The organism is Cnuella takakiae, assembly GCF_001953305.1.
GTDB classification, from domain to species: domain Bacteria; phylum Bacteroidota; class Bacteroidia; order Chitinophagales; family Chitinophagaceae; genus Flavisolibacter; species Flavisolibacter takakiae.
Map to the genome: position 1 here is coordinate 3,279,628 of NZ_MTFE01000010.1, position 16,213 is coordinate 3,295,840.

Annotated in this window: 18 protein-coding genes; 5 read left to right on the forward strand and 13 right to left on the reverse strand. The window is 47.9% G+C overall.

Annotation, left to right across the window (positions count from 1 at the left end; translation table 11 throughout):
- Window positions 1–8: 8 nt before the first annotated feature.
- From trxB to BUE76_RS14300, 5 genes are all read right to left on the reverse strand, one after another.
- On the reverse strand, window positions 9–956 hold the full coding sequence (gene trxB / locus BUE76_RS14280; RefSeq protein ID WP_073041053.1) for a thioredoxin-disulfide reductase: 948 nt from the start codon (window positions 954–956) through the stop codon (window positions 9–11).
- A gap of 169 nt (window positions 957–1,125) precedes the next feature.
- Window positions 1,126–2,004: a DUF4249 domain-containing protein gene (locus BUE76_RS14285; RefSeq protein WP_073041055.1), complete on the reverse strand. Its 879-nt coding sequence runs from the start codon at window positions 2,002–2,004 to the stop codon at window positions 1,126–1,128.
- 113 nt (window positions 2,005–2,117) lie between these two features.
- Window positions 2,118–2,975, reverse strand: coding sequence for a sigma-70 family RNA polymerase sigma factor (locus BUE76_RS14290; RefSeq protein WP_073041057.1), 858 nt, complete (start codon window positions 2,973–2,975; stop codon window positions 2,118–2,120).
- Between the two features lie 217 nt (window positions 2,976–3,192).
- Complete coding sequence (locus tag BUE76_RS14295; RefSeq protein ID WP_073041059.1) at window positions 3,193–4,362, reverse strand: prolipoprotein diacylglyceryl transferase; 1,170 nt, start codon at window positions 4,360–4,362, stop codon at window positions 3,193–3,195.
- Window positions 4,363–4,441: 79 nt separating this feature from the next.
- Entirely contained in the window at window positions 4,442–4,858 is a 417-nt protein-coding gene (locus BUE76_RS14300; protein ID WP_073041061.1) for a BrxA/BrxB family bacilliredoxin, read from the reverse strand.
- A 202-nt stretch (window positions 4,859–5,060) separates the two neighbouring features.
- Between BUE76_RS14300 and BUE76_RS14305 the strand changes: the two genes are divergently transcribed.
- Together BUE76_RS14305 and BUE76_RS14310 are read left to right on the forward strand one after the other, a co-directional pair.
- A complete protein-coding gene (locus BUE76_RS14305; RefSeq protein ID WP_073041063.1) occupies window positions 5,061–5,507 on the forward strand; it encodes an Hsp20/alpha crystallin family protein in 447 nt (148 codons plus the stop codon).
- Between the two features lie 301 nt (window positions 5,508–5,808).
- Window positions 5,809–7,077 (forward strand): hypothetical protein, encoded by a 1,269-nt coding sequence (locus BUE76_RS14310; protein WP_073041065.1) that lies wholly within the window; start codon window positions 5,809–5,811, stop codon window positions 7,075–7,077.
- Window positions 7,078–7,181: 104 nt separating this feature from the next.
- Here BUE76_RS14310 and BUE76_RS14315 read toward each other — a convergent pair whose 3' ends face one another.
- Window positions 7,182–7,634 (reverse strand): nuclear transport factor 2 family protein, encoded by a 453-nt coding sequence (locus BUE76_RS14315; protein ID WP_073041067.1) that lies wholly within the window; start codon window positions 7,632–7,634, stop codon window positions 7,182–7,184.
- Window positions 7,635–7,689: 55 nt separating this feature from the next.
- Between BUE76_RS14315 and BUE76_RS14320 the strand changes: the two genes are divergently transcribed.
- On the forward strand, window positions 7,690–8,118 hold the full coding sequence (locus tag BUE76_RS14320; RefSeq protein WP_073041069.1) for a hypothetical protein: 429 nt from the start codon (window positions 7,690–7,692) through the stop codon (window positions 8,116–8,118).
- Between the two features lie 57 nt (window positions 8,119–8,175).
- Here BUE76_RS14320 and BUE76_RS14325 read toward each other — a convergent pair whose 3' ends face one another.
- The 6 genes from BUE76_RS14325 to BUE76_RS14350 form a co-directional block, all read right to left on the reverse strand.
- Window positions 8,176–9,582 carry a type III PLP-dependent enzyme domain-containing protein gene (locus tag BUE76_RS14325; protein ID WP_073041071.1) on the reverse strand — a complete coding sequence of 469 codons (1,407 nt, stop codon included), beginning with the start codon at window positions 9,580–9,582 and terminating at the stop codon, window positions 8,176–8,178.
- A 125-nt stretch (window positions 9,583–9,707) separates the two neighbouring features.
- Complete coding sequence (rplT, locus tag BUE76_RS14330) at window positions 9,708–10,052, reverse strand: 50S ribosomal protein L20 (protein WP_073041073.1); 345 nt, start codon at window positions 10,050–10,052, stop codon at window positions 9,708–9,710.
- 58 nt (window positions 10,053–10,110) lie between these two features.
- Window positions 10,111–10,308, reverse strand: coding sequence for a 50S ribosomal protein L35 (rpmI, locus tag BUE76_RS14335; RefSeq protein ID WP_073041075.1), 198 nt, complete (start codon window positions 10,306–10,308; stop codon window positions 10,111–10,113).
- A 208-nt stretch (window positions 10,309–10,516) separates the two neighbouring features.
- Window positions 10,517–11,647 (reverse strand): lactonase family protein, encoded by a 1,131-nt coding sequence (locus BUE76_RS14340; protein ID WP_143157230.1) that lies wholly within the window; start codon window positions 11,645–11,647, stop codon window positions 10,517–10,519.
- Between the two features lie 156 nt (window positions 11,648–11,803).
- A complete protein-coding gene (locus BUE76_RS14345) occupies window positions 11,804–13,600 on the reverse strand; it encodes a MutS-related protein (protein WP_143157231.1) in 1,797 nt (598 codons plus the stop codon).
- A 57-nt stretch (window positions 13,601–13,657) separates the two neighbouring features.
- Entirely contained in the window at window positions 13,658–14,704 is a 1,047-nt protein-coding gene (locus BUE76_RS14350; protein ID WP_073041080.1) for a nucleoid-associated protein, read from the reverse strand.
- A gap of 106 nt (window positions 14,705–14,810) precedes the next feature.
- Between BUE76_RS14350 and BUE76_RS14355 the strand changes: the two genes are divergently transcribed.
- The gene (locus BUE76_RS14355; RefSeq protein ID WP_073041082.1) at window positions 14,811–15,020 is read left to right on the forward strand and encodes a hypothetical protein; all 210 of its coding nucleotides are present in this window, start codon (window positions 14,811–14,813) and stop codon (window positions 15,018–15,020) included.
- An 11-nt stretch (window positions 15,021–15,031) separates the two neighbouring features.
- On the opposite strand, the gene BUE76_RS14360 is transcribed toward BUE76_RS14355, so the two are convergent.
- Entirely contained in the window at window positions 15,032–15,301 is a 270-nt protein-coding gene (locus BUE76_RS14360) for an acylphosphatase (RefSeq protein ID WP_073041084.1), read from the reverse strand.
- Between the two features lie 146 nt (window positions 15,302–15,447).
- Between BUE76_RS14360 and BUE76_RS14365 the strand changes: the two genes are divergently transcribed.
- Window positions 15,448–16,209, forward strand: a complete 762-nt coding sequence (locus BUE76_RS14365; protein ID WP_073041086.1) for a TerB family tellurite resistance protein — start codon at window positions 15,448–15,450, stop codon at window positions 16,207–16,209.
- Window positions 16,210–16,213 lie beyond the last annotated feature (4 nt).

The window sequence follows — 16,213 nt, forward strand, 5'->3', positions numbered from 1 at the left end:
TCAATGTATTAATGCAGTCCCTTCTCGCTCAGGTAACGTTCGGCGTCCAGTGCAGCCATACAGCCACTGCCTGCAGCGGTTACTGCCTGGCGGTAAATTTTATCCTGCACATCGCCTGCAGCAAATACACCTTCCACATTTGTTTTTGCGGTACCGGGTGTGGTTTTAATATAACCGGCTTCGTCCATTTCAAGGAATGGCGCGAAAATATCTGAGTTGGGCTTGTGGCCAATGGCTACAAAGAACCCTTTGATGGCAACTTCCTGCTTTTCGCCGGTTGCGGTGTTGTGAATACGTACCCCTTCTACCGCCTTTTCACCGATGATCTCGTCGGTGATGCTATTCCAGTAAATCTTGATGTTAGGGGTAGCTTTTACTCTTTCCTGCATCACCTTGGAAGCACGCATTTCCTCACGGCGTACAATCATGTGCACGGTGGTGCACAGCTTGGAAAGGTAAAGAGCTTCTTCGGCAGCGGTATCTCCGGCACCAACAATGGCTACTTCCTTGTTGCGGAAAAAGAAGCCATCGCAAACGGCACATGCACTCACACCATAACCGTTCAAACGCTGTTCGCTTTCAATGCCCAGCCATTTGGCTGAAGCACCGGTGGATATGATCACAGCATTGGCTTCTATAATTTTCTCTTCGTCAATCCAAACCTTGTATGGCTGTTGGGAAAAATCGACCTGTGTAGCCAGCCCATAGCGAATATCGGCACCCATACGATGAGCCTGCTTTTCGAAATGCACCATCAGCTCAGGACCCTGGATGCCTTCGGGAAAACCAGGATAGTTCTCAACTTCTGTGGTGATGGTCAGTTGCCCGCCGGGTTGGATACCCTGGTACAATACAGGTTTCATATTGGCACGCGCTGCGTATACAGCTGCGGTATAACCCGCAGGGCCGGAACCTATGATGAGACAGTTTACCTTTTCTATATTGTTTTGATCCATGCTCAAAGGGGACTTTAATTTTTGCCGTGCGAAGTTAAGGAGGAAACGGTTGCTGCCACCCTTACATAGAAGGATGTTGATAGAAGATAGATAGGTGTGAATAAGACCCTGGTGGGCGGACCATGGTCTATAATCCATGATCCATGGTCAATGATCCCTCTATTATGGTCTATTTGGGAATTATCATTGTTCGGTACTGGGCAGCATAGCCGCCAAAATAGCCCAGTGCACCTCCGCTTATATTGCTCAAAACCCGCACGGGCGTAGAAAATGGATTACCGATTGAGCTGTAGTTGTATTCCATGGTGCGCCAGAAATCATAGGTAGCCTTGTCGATATTGGCCAGCTTTAAACCCACTGTATCCCCGCGGCGGAAAAAGTAGGTGTCATCGTCAAAATCAGTATTTCGGTTGAAGCCAGGTTCCACCTGAATTTCATAGGTGGTGCCATCTATAACAAAATCATCGAAAACGGAAGTAAACGGCGGGTAAAATGACTGCCGGTTGCGGCGGGTAAAATACCGGATATAATCGCCATAACCCTTCTTATCAGTTGCCCGTACATAAATCTGGACTTCATTATCTGTTGAATTGGGCACGGGCCGCCACCATAGTGAGTCCACCCTGCGGGTGGTATCCGGAATGGTGGTTTTGGCGGAGTACTCCTGTCCTTCTGCAACAATGCGGAGGCTGTAATCCTTTCTTAATTCACCAACAAAAGCCGTTGCAGGCTGGCTGCTGTCGTTGGTGTAATAGCGCAGGTTGAAACCGCCTGCAGACACCACGTATTCTTTAAGTTTATGTTCTTTTTGGCCGTTTGAAACATAAACTGCTGCACCCTTTACAAAGCTTTCATTGAGCAGGTCGGCCGAAATTTGCGAGAAATAGCTTTGGGAGCGGGTAAGTACCACCATGGGGGCCTGCCCGTTTTCAATGGTTGCTTCCACCACCAGGCGGGGTTCCGATTTTTCCAGGTCGAAACTGACGGCTTTATCACAGCCATACAGCAGCATCAGTAGAGGCAAAAGGATGGAAAGGCTTGATTTCATTGCAGCACGAAGGTACAAACAAGCTTATCTAAAATGGTAGCTACACCAAGCGCAAAAAGAAAAGCCGGCATTTGCCGGCTTTTGTAAATTCTGGTGTAAAACCAAGGTATGTGTTAACCCAGGTACGCTTTCAGCGCATTGCTGTAGCGGGCCTTTTGCAAACGTTTGATTGCACGTTCCTTGATCTGGCGGATACGCTCCTTGGTCAGGTCATATTTCTGCCCAATCTGTTCGATGGTAGTACCGTTTTCACCGTCCAGTCCGAAATATGCGTTTACAATTTCGGCTTCACGGGGGCTCAGCGATTTAAGTACGCGGCGTATTTCAGCACGCAGCGAATCTTTCATCACGTCGTCATCGGTATCGTCGCTACCTTCCAGCAGGTCGCCCATAGCTACGTCTTCAGCTTCGTGCACGGGTGCATCCAGCGAAGTGTGGCGGGTATTGCTCTGGAAGATATTGTTGATCTCGGTTTCGCTCATTTCCAGGATGTCGGCGAGTTCTTCGGTAGAAGGCTCGCGTTCGTGCTCCTGCTCAAATGCCATATATGCCTTATTGGCCTTATTATAGGTGCCGATTTTGTTCTGGGGCAAACGCACCAAACGACCCTGTTCGGCCAAAGCTTGGAGGATGCTCTGACGAATCCACCATACGGCGTAAGAAATGAATTTGAAACCCTTGGTTTCATCGAAGCGTTGGGCAGCCTTGATCAGACCCAGGTTACCCTCATTGATCAGGTCGGAGAGCGAAAGACCCTGGTGCTGGTACTGCTTGGCCACCGATACCACGAAACGTAAGTTCGCCTGTACCAGTTTGTCCAAAGCACGTTGGTCACCCATCTTGATCCGCTGGGCCAGGGTGGTTTCCTCTTCGGGGGTGATCATCGGTATCTTGGAAATTTCCTGCAGATACTTCTCGACCGCCTGGGAATCCCTGTTGGTGATCTGGGTGGCAATTTTAAGCTGCCTCATAATTGATTATTAGTTGTTTATTATATGATACGAGTAAAAGATGCAAAATGGTGGAAGGATGTAGCCAAGATTTCGTTAAGCTTGGAAAACGATCTGCAAAGGTAACATTCCTCCGTCAAATTTCATAGCCAATTCAGCCTTAATTACCTGCGCAAAAAGCATACTTGTTTGAGCAGTAAGGCTTTTTATTTATGCAGCATATGTGCAAAACCTTAAATCAGGCCTGGCGGGAAGCGGTAACCGGAGCTGTTTTCCTGCGTAGATAAATCCAAAGTCCAATGCCAACCAATACCAACCCTGTGGAAATCACTTCTGCCTGGGTAGGGTGCAACCCAAATAATTCCATCCGGTTATTAACCCGGATCTTTTCAATAAAAAAGCGTTCCAGCCCATTTAAAATCAGGTAAAGCGCGAAAAGGGCTCCAAAAGGCCTGATTTTCTTGCGCAGCGCCCACAATACACCAAAAAGCAGGGTGCAAACCACCGTTTCGTAGAAAGGAGTAGGAAAATGGCCGGTAGGCAGTTGGGTACAATAACGGCCATTGCAGCCCGGTATGGGTACGCCAACCTCATTTACGTTGTGTGGATAATTGTAGCTCCACATCCAGTCGGGCAGAAAGCCAAGAGGATTGGGACTGGTATTTTCAATACCCCAGTCCCCATCGCCAGCCACCTGGCAGCCAATCCGGCCAATAGCATAAGCCAACATCAGGGCAGGCGCCAGGCTGTCGGCAAGATGACGTAAAGGGATTTTATGTTTGCGGGCAAAAATGATAATGGCAATGGTGGCGCAAATAAGTCCGCCGTAAAAGGTAAGTCCCCCGCCGGAAAGGATATAGGCCATGGGGCGAGTGAGGAAATCGCTCCAGTTTTCAAAAATATCAAACAACTTGGCGCCCAACAGGCCAAATACCAGGGCCAGCATGGTGATCTCTCCTACCCTGTCTTGGGGCCAGATCCGCACTTTTCGGGTTTCTGGCTTTTCCAGCCTGGTTTTGTTTTTCTCCTGCCATTTCAAAAAAGCAAACAGCGCACCCGTGGCCAAGCCTGCCGGCCAGGAACCTGCACTTGAAAAAATATAGGCTTGCGGATCGGCACTGGCTTCAGGGCCCAGGAAAAAGAGGGCTATGATTTTGTAACCCACAATAAATCCAAGGAAAAAATTGAGCAGCAGTTCGGAAATGCCTGCCGGCTCTCCTACTGTAATGCTAGTTTCGGAAGGCACCAACAGGCCGGCCTTGCTTTTACGTTTCAGTTCAGCCGTAACAAGTGCAGCAGCTACAATAAAGCAGAGGGCCACAAAGAAACCAAAGGAATTAATAAATCGCAGGGGGGTGAATTCAATACCGAAGAGGTCTTTGAAAGCGTAGTAAAGGTTTGGATACATGCAGGGCAAATCGGTTTAGGAAAAGGCAGGCAATAAAAAGCCTCCCGCCTGCTGAGACGGGAGGCTACCAATATAGGTATTAATTGCAATGCTGTTCGAATGCCCCGATCAGGTTCTGGGCAATCATCTGGGCAGAGCGGCCTTCAATCATGTGGCGCTCTACAAAGTGTACCAACTGGCCATCTTTAAACAGGGCGATGCAGGGTGAAGAGGGCGGGTATGGCAGCAGGTGCTGGCGGATAGCCTGTACCGCTTCGGTGTCGAAACCAGCGAAGGTGGTAGTGAGAAAATCAGGCTTTTTAGCCGAGTTGTGCACTGCCATCAGGGTGCCGGGACGGGCGGTGCCAGCCGAACAGCCGCAAACCGAATTAACCATTACCAGGGTAGTACCGAATTTAGCCAGTTGTTCATCAACAGCTTCACGGGTCAGCAATTCAGAAAAACCGTAGTCTGTCAGTTCTTCCTTCATGGGTTGCACGATCTCTATGGGATACATATGTTATCAGTTTTTGGGATGGCAAAGGTAAGCAATTGTCATAATTGCACCTATCCTTCACCTTTATCTAACATTTTGTCACACAGAAAACTTATTTACTGCATAACTGTCATGATTATTAAGGTTTTAAGCCATTGGAACAAGGTTTGAAATTAGGTGTGCGTACTTCTATAAAACAAGTAAAATTTTAAAACAAAATACTATGGCACTGGTGAAATTTCAACCGCAAACCTTTGAACAAACTTTTAACAACCTCGTTGACGACCTTTTTTTCCAATCGCCGTCTTTATATGGTAACGGGGCAACAAACAGGACAGTGGGCACCGGCGTACCGGCCAATATCCTGAAAACAGAACAGGGCTACGAGTTGCAACTGGTGGCTCCCGGTTTTGAAAAAGAAGCGTTTCAAATCAACCTCGACAAAGACCTGCTGACGATATCGGCAGCACATAAAGCCGAGGGGGAAGAAAAGCAGGAAAACTTTGTTCGCCGCGAGTTCCGTCAGCAGTCGTTTAAGCGCTCCTGGACTTTGGACAAGATCATCGACGCTGAAAAGATTGAAGCCCGTTATAACAATGGCGTACTATCGGTAGTACTGCCTAAAAAGGCCGATGTAAAAGAGCCTGTAAAACAAATTTCGATTCTCTAAAAGTTTCTCATAAGCAGTTGGTTTTGGTTTACGCCCCTGGTTTCCACCAGGGGCTTTCTTATTAGCCAGTGATTTGGAGGATTATCAAAAGATTTACAGGACGGTTTAATATTTTCAAGGCTTGCAGCGTTTGATCCTTAGCACCTGAAACTTATTATTCAACGCTGTGAAGAGCAAATCAATTGGTTTTTAATGGGTTGGAAAAAATAGTTTTAGCACTGGTGTTCTTATAAATCCCTCCAAAATCCTGCAAATCACCTGTTCCCCTTAATATTGCAACCTTAATCACCCACCTGCAAAGATGTTGAGATATATTTCTGTTGCCCTTTTGCTTTGTTTGCTGCAGTTGGTGGCTCATAGCCAGGATACTACAGCCATTGTACCGGCTACCGACAGCAACCAGGTTTATCATCCCGATTCTACCCTTCGGATCATCAACCTGAATCCATTTTTTACCCTTCATGTTGATTCGAGCCTGAGCTACCAGTTGCAGATCAACAAAAACCCTGAGCAATATTTCTGGTACCTGCGCAACTCGCCTGTGGGGCTGCGGATCAATAAGGACAATGGCAACCTGAGTTTCAGGGCCGACAAGTCTTTCTTCCTTTCGGGAAAACTGAAGTATGATGTTAACTACCGGGTAAACCTGGGCGTCCAAAATCTTTCCGACCCGAAAGAGAAGGTGGATACCAGTTTTACCATTGTTTTTTACAATACCGAAATCATCCGCTCCGAAGTGAAGCCCACCGTTAGCGGTACCGTAACGGTAGATGAAGGGGAAGAACTTAAGTTCCGTGTACTCTGCGAGAACGGCTCCTTTCCGATCGACAATATCATTATGAGTGCAACGGCGCCGCTGGGTACTTATAACGAGGTAAAAAAATGTGATGACGAATTTCGCTGGGTACCCTCCTATGATTTTGTGCGGGAAGGCAAAGATTCGGGTAACCAACGCACCGTGGTGCTCAGTTTTATAGGTACCACCCGGTTCCAGGCAAGGGATACCACTGCGGTACGCGTGATCGTGCGCAATTCACTGAATTACCCGCTGGCCAAAACGGAGTACGATCAGGTAGTGCGCAATATCCAAACCTATATCTTGAAGCTGAAATATACCTTCCTGGTGTTGGATAAAAGGCTAAAAAAGACCAAGAATGCCCGCACCACCTTTGACCTGACTTCCACCACCACTTCTTTAACTGGTACCATCCTGACCACTTCTACCAGCCAGGCGCAGCAAAGAACCGGTAAAATCCTTCCAAGCGTAGGCCTTGCCATGGTGCCCATTAAAGAGGCATCCGTTCCCAACAGGTCGGTTGATCAAAACCAGGCATCTATGATCCGTGGTTCCATCAAGCGTTTGGAGTATATCCTCCCCGACAATATGTTGTTGGGTGAACGCGACTGGGACATTGTTCGCAAAACCAACAAGCTCCGCGATGAACTGAAGGCAGTACAGGTACAGTTAATTGATGTGCCTATTGAGATCACAAACAATATGTCGGAGGAACAACTGAACCGTTATTTCAACAGCCCTAAGGTGACCAAAAAGTACAGGCTGAAAACGTAAAATATATCCAAGCCATAAACAGGAAAGCCGGGACTTTGAGTTCCCGGCTTTCCTGTTTATGGTACAATTGTGAACCAAATTTTATTCTAATGTTCGGTTGCTTATTACTCGCAACCTTCTCTCCTCCGGGTATCAATCAGGTATTGGATTTTCCATTTTCCCTCCAGTTTTACCAACTGGAAAGAGTTGACGCCACAATGGCTGAACTTTTCTCCTACATAAAACTTATAGGGCGTCCAAACAGATGCCATATCTCCATCTATAAGCACCTGCCCGAAACTGATGCGCTCGTCGTACACTTCGGCATGTGGCTGTCCAACTGACTTAATAAAAGCCGCCACTTCGTCGGTGCGCACCTGTGTACCGCCTGCTTTTGGTTTGGCTATGGTTTGTAAAATGGCCTGGGGCGTAAAGGCTGCTTTCAGCAGGGCTGTATCCGACTTGCGCATACCTTCAAAAAGCTGGTTTACCGTAGCTTTAACCGCATCCGCTTCTGTTTGGGCTTGTGCCTTTAGTGTAGCAATTGTTAATATCAATGCAGCGATACGCTTATACATTTTCTTAGGATTTGTTGGCTAACATATTGCATTTCAAGGGAAAAACAACCAAGAAATGAAACAAATCAATATCGTACCGATGGCGTTGATTGCTGTGTTGATGATATTGGCTGTAAGCTGTACGCCGCTGCAACAAACCCAGGGCGGTTACGAGGAAGCACCCGGCAGCAGTCGTGTGTATCGCAATGCACCTTATGGCAACCAGCAGGTAATTGTTGTGGAGCGTGATCCTTATTCAGGTCAATACTTTGAAGTTTCGCCTTATGGCTATTATGGAGGCACGCCTTACTATGGCAGTCCCAGGGGATATAATTATGGTTATGGCTATCCAAGTGGCGGTTATAGCCGTGGAGGTAATGTAAGAGGCGGATACAACCGCGGTGGTAATGTTGGCACCAGCCGTCCAGCTCCGAGGCCTTCTGCTCCTTCCAGACCCAGCAGCCCTACTACCCAAAGAGCGAAAGACGCGATCAGAGGCAACTAGTAGTATGCAAGCCTCCGATTTTAAATAAAAAAGCCCCGCAATGCGGGGCTTTTTTATTTAACGGATATAACCTAAAATCTTGAGCATGCTCTGGGCGCTCTGCTCTTTAGCGTACACCCAATCTTCCAGCTTACCGTTTTTATCGTATTCTACAATAATGTGCTTTGGTGAAGGAATCAAACAGTGTTTGATGCCTCCATAGCCACTGATCTGGTCCTGGTAAGCTCCCGTATGGAAAAAGCCTACATACAAGGGTTCTTCAGTGCCTTTATCTGCCTTGGGGAGGAATACTTCGTTGATGTGCTCCTCCGAGTCGTAATAATCATGGCTATCGCAGGTGATGCCACCCAAGACGACTCGTTGGTACTCCTCGTTCCATTTGTTGATGGGCAACATCAAAAACTTTTCACCAATACCCCAGGTATCAGGAAGGGTGGTAATAAAGGAAGAATCGATCATGTACCACATCTCGCGGTCGTTCTGGGCTTTCTGGCCAATTACGCTGTAGATATGCGCCATGCTCTCTCCAACGGTGTACGACCCAAACTCAGTGAAGATATTGGGCATGGGCACCTTGTTGCGCTTGCACGCAGCCTTTATATTGCCCACGATCTCATTGATCATAAACTGGTAGTCGTATTCAAAACCCAGCGAGTGCTTGATGGGAAAGCCACCGCCGATATTGATGGAATCCAGTTCGGGACAGATCTTTTTCAACTGGCAGTACAGGTTGATGATCTTGTTCAGTTCCGACCAGTAATAGATATCATCCTTAATGCCTTTGTTCAGGAAGATGTGGAGCATCTTCAGCTGGAACTTGTCTTCGTACCCTTCTATATTGTCTACGTAAAATTCCAGGATATCCTTTGCACGGATACCCAGGCGGGAAGTATAGAAGGGGAATGTGGGTTCTTCTTCAGCAGCCACGCGGATACCGAGCTTAAACGTGCCCTTTACCGAACGCTTGTATGCGTTCAGTTCATCCTTGTTGTCCAGAACAGGAATGACATTCTTGAAGCCGCTGTTGATCAGCTGAACGATCCGGCGGGTATATCCTTTCTGCTTGAAACCATTGCAAATGATATGGATGTCCTTATTGATCTTGCGCTTCTCGTAGAGCTTCTTGATGATCTCTATATCGTAAGCGTAAGAAGTTTCCAAGTGGATATCATGTTTGAGGGCTTCCTGCACCACGAAAGAAAAGTGTGAGCTCTTGGTGCAGTAGCAGTAATAGTACTGACCCTCATACTTATGCTTCTTTATGGCATTGGCAAACATCTGCTTGGCCTTGTTGATCTGCATCCCGATCTTGGGCAGATAGGTAAGCTTCATAGGCGTACCGTATTTGTCAATCAAAGCTTTGATGTCCAGTCCATTGAAATGGAGGTAACCATCTTTAACATTGAGTCCCTCTTGGGGAAAATTGAAGGTTTGCTCAACGAGGCCGAGGTAGGTATTGTTCATTGACGATTAAAAAGGGAGTACAGTGAACAGGAAATTTTTTTGCAAAAGTATACCTTATGGATACACAAAAAGAAACCGGGTGCAAAAACTGCACCCGGCTTACTATAATGTTAACTGTCTGTTGGTTATTTCACCTGAGCAACCAGCGCTTTGAACGACTCGGGGTTGTTCATAGCCAGGTCGGCCAGCACCTTGCGGTCGAGGGTGATGCCCTTGTTCGACAGCAGGTTGATGAATTGCGAGTAGGTCAGACCTTCTGCGCGTACAGCAGCGTTGATACGGGCAATCCACAGAGCGCGGTACTCACGCTTCTTCAGTTTGCGGCCTACATAGCTGTAGGTCATACCCTTTTCAACAATGTTCTTAGCTACGGTATATACGTTTTTACGCTTACCATAGAAGCCTTTGGCTTGTTTCAGGATTCTTTTGCGACGTGCCCTGGAGGCAACGGCATTAACGGAACGAGGCATATGTAATCAGTTTAGAAGTCTTAAGTAAAAATTTCAAAGTCGATGAATGCGCGACCGCTTATTTCAGGCGGAGCAAACGCATCACGAAATCCTTGTGCGACTGGGCTACTACGCCGTCAACACGCATACCGCGCTTGCGCTTGGTGGATTTTTTGGTGAGGATGTGACGTTTGAAAGACTTCTGGTGTGTGATCTTACCGGTGCCGGTTACCTTGAAACGCTTCTTGGCACTCGAGTTTGTTTTAACCTTAGGCATTGTTTGAATGCGGTTTGTCGTGATTCCCTTAAGGCGCGCTCCACAGGGAGCAACTTATGGAGCCTGTTCGGAAAATACCCGCCCTTTTTTGTGCTGGCGGGCCGCAAAAATAGGAAGGTTTACTGAACTGGCAAAAGATAACTAACCCTTAAGCCAGGTTTTATGATTTATGTTCCGCTTTTCTATTTTGCAGTTGTTTTGCCAGCATTTACCTGAACAAGAGGCAAACGGGCCTTGGTACTGCTAATTCCTCCCCGGTTGGTGTCAGTTTGCCGCTTACCGCATCGCGTTTCATCACCACAACATTATCGGTATCCTGGTTGGCTACCAGCAAAAACCTCCCGCCAGGTGCCAGCGTGAAGTTTCGGGGCGCTTTGCCACCTGAGGACTGATCGCCTACCCATTTTAATTTGCCGTCGGCCGCAACCGAAAAGATAGCAATGGTGTTTGCATCGCCCCTGTTGGAGGCATAAAGAAACTTGCCATCGGCGGAAAGATGTATATCCGCACTGCCCCTGGTTCCGGTAAAATTTTCCTTATGGGCAGAGATATTTTGAATGGGCGTGAGCTTACCATCCTGGTAGCGGTACACGTTTACCGTCCCGCCCAGTTCCTCCATCAGGTAAGCAAAACGTCCATTAGGATGAAAAGTAAAATGTCTGGGACCGCTGCCCGGAGCGGAGGCTACAAAAGGCTGGGCAGCCTCTTTCAACGGTTCGATGGCCTGCCCGTCAAAGCGGTAGATGTAAACCTTGTCTGTACCCAGGTCGGGAACAAAAACAAAGCGGTTGGCAGGATCAAGAATGGTTGCATGCACGTGGGCTTTCTCCTGGCGGGCAGTATTAGGGCCTTTACCTTCATGCTGAATGACCTGCCGGGCTGGTTCCAAAGTTCCATCACCTTTAACCGGGAAAACGCCAAAACTGCCACCGGAATAATTACCAGCCATCACCCACTTACCATCCTTGCTTACCGATACATGACACGGGTGGTCGCCTCCGGAACCAACTTTATCAAGGAACAACAAGGTGCCATCGGGATCAACGCTGAACGCACTTACGGCACCCTGGGTACGGCCACCCGTTTCCGTAACCGCATACAGGTGTTGCTTGTCGGGTGCCAACGCCAAGAAAGAAGGATTTTCTACTGAACCGCTATCGGTGTGGCTTACCAGCCTTGCCTTACCGGTGCGGGTGTTGAACATATAGGTATAAATGCCCTTGCTCCCGGTGCCGGTATAAGTGCCCACAAAAAGCGGAACTTCCTGCGCATTTACCCATAGGCAGGATACAAAGAATATAACGGTTAGGGAAAGACGAAAAAATGTAGTTCGGTTCACTTGGTTAATCATTTTTGAAAGTAAATAAACCTTCGCCTGCAATTATCAATATCCAGTTTTGCGGCAAGCGTTAGGGTTTCAATTTACATATCCTAATGATTACTCAGTTGCAAGGCGTAGAAAATGCATCCAAGTTTTTATACACTCCCTACCAGGCTATAGTTCAATACCGATCTTCTGCATCAACACCGATGCATTGAGGTTAGTGCAAACGCCCTGTTTCAGCTTGTAGTCGAAGTAAAGCTCCTGCCCTGCCACCTGCACATCAAAATGATAATTGGCCAACTGGTTGGGATAAAGGCTTTCCAACCTTGCCAGTTCCACATCATGTGTTGCCAACACTGCTACACGCTGTGCTTTGAGTAATTGCCCGATCAGCGCTTTAGAACCGGTATGCCGGTCCAGTGAATTAGTGCCGCGTAGTATCTCATCCAGTAAAATGAAAAGTGGCTGCCCTTCTTTTACCGCATCGATGATGCTTTTTAATTTTTTTAGTTCGGCGTAGAAGGTAGAGGTGTTTTCGGCCAGGTTGTCTGCAATGCGCATGGAGGACATCAATACAACTGGTGACAGGCTGAGTGACTGTGCACATACCACGGCACCCATCTGCGCCAAGACCGTATTTACACCCAGGCTACGCAAGAAGGTACTCTTGCCTGCCATATTGGACCCGGTGATGAGGGCAACCTGCCCTTTTCCTGAAAGGGCAAAATCGGAACAAACCCTTTGTTCTTCCTTGAGCAACGGGTGGCCAATGGTTTCGCCTTCCCATTCAAAATATCCGGATACAAATTTAGGTTGCGCCCAACCCGGGTTATTGAACCGGAGGGTAGCAAGGCTAGTCAGCACTTCAAATTGGGCAACTGTTTCAAACCATATGGCGGCCTGCTGTTCATTGGATCTGCGCCAGCGCTTGAGAGCCAGCAACTGGCGAATGTCCCACAACAAGAAGCTGTTGATAAACAGGAATACAAAGACATTCAGGCGGAGGTCGAACCGGTTGAGAATTTCCTTCAGCGATCTGATCTGGCTGGATGCACCAGTGCCAGACACCTGTAAACCCGATTGCAACTCCCGGAGCAAAGGGCTACGGAATGCAGGTTCCTCCACAACGGTAAGTACCTGCTGCAAGGTTTCCAATTGAGCAACCACACCCGACAGCTGGGCGGCAACGGGTGTGGCCCTTCTACCCACCGTAAATGAAAACAGGATAAATGCGATAAAGCATAAGGAAAAAAGGCTCCCGGATACCAGGTCAAGTATGGCCGCAAGAGCAACACTGCAGGCGAGCAGGCTGTAAATGGGTACAAACACCGACCAGAATCTTTCATTCATGGTGGCAGATGGTTGCGACAACCAGTTCTTCAGTTTTTGCTCCGTTGTTGTGGTCAGGGGATTTAATGCAGCAGATGCCTGCAATTGCTGCCGCCATGCTATCATCGATGCTATTTCATTGGCTGCTTCCTGTCGCCGGAGCACTTCAGTGATTCCAAGTGCCTGGAGAAGGTTATTGGCCAACAGGGCCCTGCCCTGTTCTCCCGAACAACGGTTGATCAGTTGGTACAGGCTGTAGGTGCCAAACAGGTCCAGGTCATGTGCATAGGGGTGTACCGAAGGCAGGTAGGCCAAACCATCTGGCCTGTGGGCAAAATCACCAGCAAGGATTCGTAATTCTTCTTCATTGAGTAATACCAATTGCTTCAGGTACCCGATTTTCCGGTTGTTTTCCGCATCTGCCGACACAAGCCAAAGGAATAAGGCTATACCCATCCCCACCACCAGCCATGCCCAAGCGCCGGCAAGGGCAAAAACCTGGTAAGCTGTAATAATGATGATCAATATCAAGGCAAGCCTTAGCCAACCCAGGCGGTTGTGTTTTTTTTGAAGTACCTGAAGCTCACCCGCATATTGGTTTTTACGGGACTGGTAAATGGAGTGCAGAGTGGTTTGCATGGCTTGTTTGGAATTGATGAACACTGTCCTTATGCTGGGATTATTCGAGCAGGTTGCCTACGCTTCATCCTGGTAATAGATCTTGTAAAATTTCCTGCCGTCATCATCAATACCTTTTTCAATCAGGTCGGTGTTGCCATGGATATAGATATGGAAGTTCTTATCCAGTTTCAACACACTTTTATAAATGCGGGTTTGTTTTTTCACCGCCATTGGCGAAATATCAAAAGAGTCTGCAATATCTACATTATTCTGGGTTACATACTGCGAACCAAAACTGCGGAACGATTCAATTCTTTCTTCATCGCCAAACACTTCATCCTGGAATTCATTGATGTCAAATGATTCTTTTTGTTTGAAGTATTCGATTGATTTATTCAGCAGTTCAATTTGTTCATTCTTTTCCAATCCAAATTCCTCTTCCAGCTGGTTGGTGATGAACTGCTTGGTAAGGGTAAGGAACTGGTTGGTATGATGGTATTCTGTTTTTTGTGCGGTTACATTCAGGAATTGTTCTTTCCAGTACAGCGCCTCTTCTCCCCTGTTTTGATTGTCGAACATCATCACGTCAAATCCTTCATCGGCATTGCTGTTGATGATCAGACAGCCTTTATCCATCTTATTCAGCTCCACGCCTTCTTTCATCTCCACAGCCAGCTCGCCGGCGCTCTGGGCTACATCCAGGAAAAGGGACTTGTTTTCTGTTTTAAAGAGGCCGATGGCTTTGTGCATCCTGCCTTCAACTGGCAGGCCTTCCAAAAAGCCCACATACAGCTCACCAGCTTTTACCTTGGGGTGGGTAGAACTTTCGTACAGGTGGCGGGCAATGGCGCCACCGTTGGCTTCAAATTTTTCGCGGTTTAAAAAACTATCGGCTACAAAATTGTACACCTCGTTAAACTGCAGGGAACTGGGGTGGGTAAACTGGTAGTACTCCTCTGAATTTTTAAACCTGTTCAGAAAGGACTCACCAATTGCCTGGAGGCTTTCTTCATCCAGTTCCAGACAGTGGGGCGAAACATGCAGGGGTTCAAGGTTGTTCTTGCTGCCCACATAGTGTACCATCAGTTGTTTCAGTGCGGCGCTTTTCAGTTCCAGTTCCATATCACAGTTGGCTTTGAGGCCGCGAAGTTAGGCTGCAGTGGCTTGCGGCAGGGCATTGTGGAGAAATTGAAAGCTGGCATAATCTTTTGACCTTTTTGGAAAAAACATGCAAGACGAAAGAAAAGATAACCCACCAGTAAACGAGTCGCCAGCGGTACACCAGCAACCCAATGTTGCCCAAAATGAAGGCTTACAAGCCAACCTCAACGAAAATCCCAGGGCCAATGAAAACATTGCCGATACATCGGGCAACCAGGTGGTGAAAGGTGACGGCCAGGGTGTGGGCAGCGAAATTACCGACGGGGAAGCCGGGTGATGGTTACCAGACTACCGGACCACTATAAAATTTTCAAACTCCTGCTCCGGTAATTCCATTTTTACAAGCTTTGATACTTCGGCCCCTCGAGGGCCTTTTTTACACCATGCTTCCAGTGCTTTTAATTGCGCAACTGTGCCACTGGCATGCAAAAGCACCGTGCCATCGGGCATATTGCGCACCCAACCGGTAAGGCCAAGCGCTAAAGCCTGGTCACGGGTACTGGCCCGGTAATAAACACCCTGCACTTTTCCATAAACCTGCAGCGATATGGTGGACATGTCGCAATATAAGTTTTTTGAAATATGTGTTTGGATGGTTAAACGAAAATGCATGCGCGTAAACAAAATCTTTTATCCCACTTCAAAAGTCTTGCTGCGCGGTTGGCATAATATTTTTCACAAATCATCACTTAAACGGCATAACCATGGAACAAGGACAAACGACCATACTTTCCGGAGCACCTGACACTGAAAAAGGAGCTTACCTGGCAGTAATTGCATCTTTGGCTACTGCCGACAGGCAGGCTTCCGAAGAAGAAACAGAATACCTGACCGCATTGTGCGAGTCGGCGGAACTATCGGAAGCACAGACACAGCAGGTACTCGCCGCGGGTAGAGAGACAAACGACAGCGACCTCCAGCGAAACCTTGATGTACTGAAGCACAGCGACCTGCGCTTTTCGCTGGTTACCGACCTGATCACTTTTGCCAAAGCCGACCAAAGTTATACGCAAGGTGAACAACAGCATATTCAACTGATCGCCAATCACCTGGGCGTGGACCAGAACCAGTTTCAGTTGCTGAATCAGTACTCCGACCAGGCCGCACAACTGGAAGACCCGCAGGTGGCTGCAAGCCCCAACTTCCTGGCTAATAACGGTATGCAACAAAAAATGCAAAATGCAGGCATTAATACCAATGGCCTCCTGAAAGGCCTGCTCAGTTTTGCCGGTCCTATGATCCTGGCCAGCATGCTGCGCCGCAGGGGCGGTGGTATGATGGGAGGCGGCATGATGGGTGGCGGCCTTGGTGGCATGTTGGGTGGTATGTTAGGCGGTGGCGGTGGAATGATGGGCGGAATGGGTCGCGGTGGTGGCCTTGGATCGCTCATCGGAATGCTTAGTGGCGGACGAGGTATGAGTGGTGCCGGTGGCATGCTTGGCCGCGTTTTCGGCAACCGGTTTTAAAAGA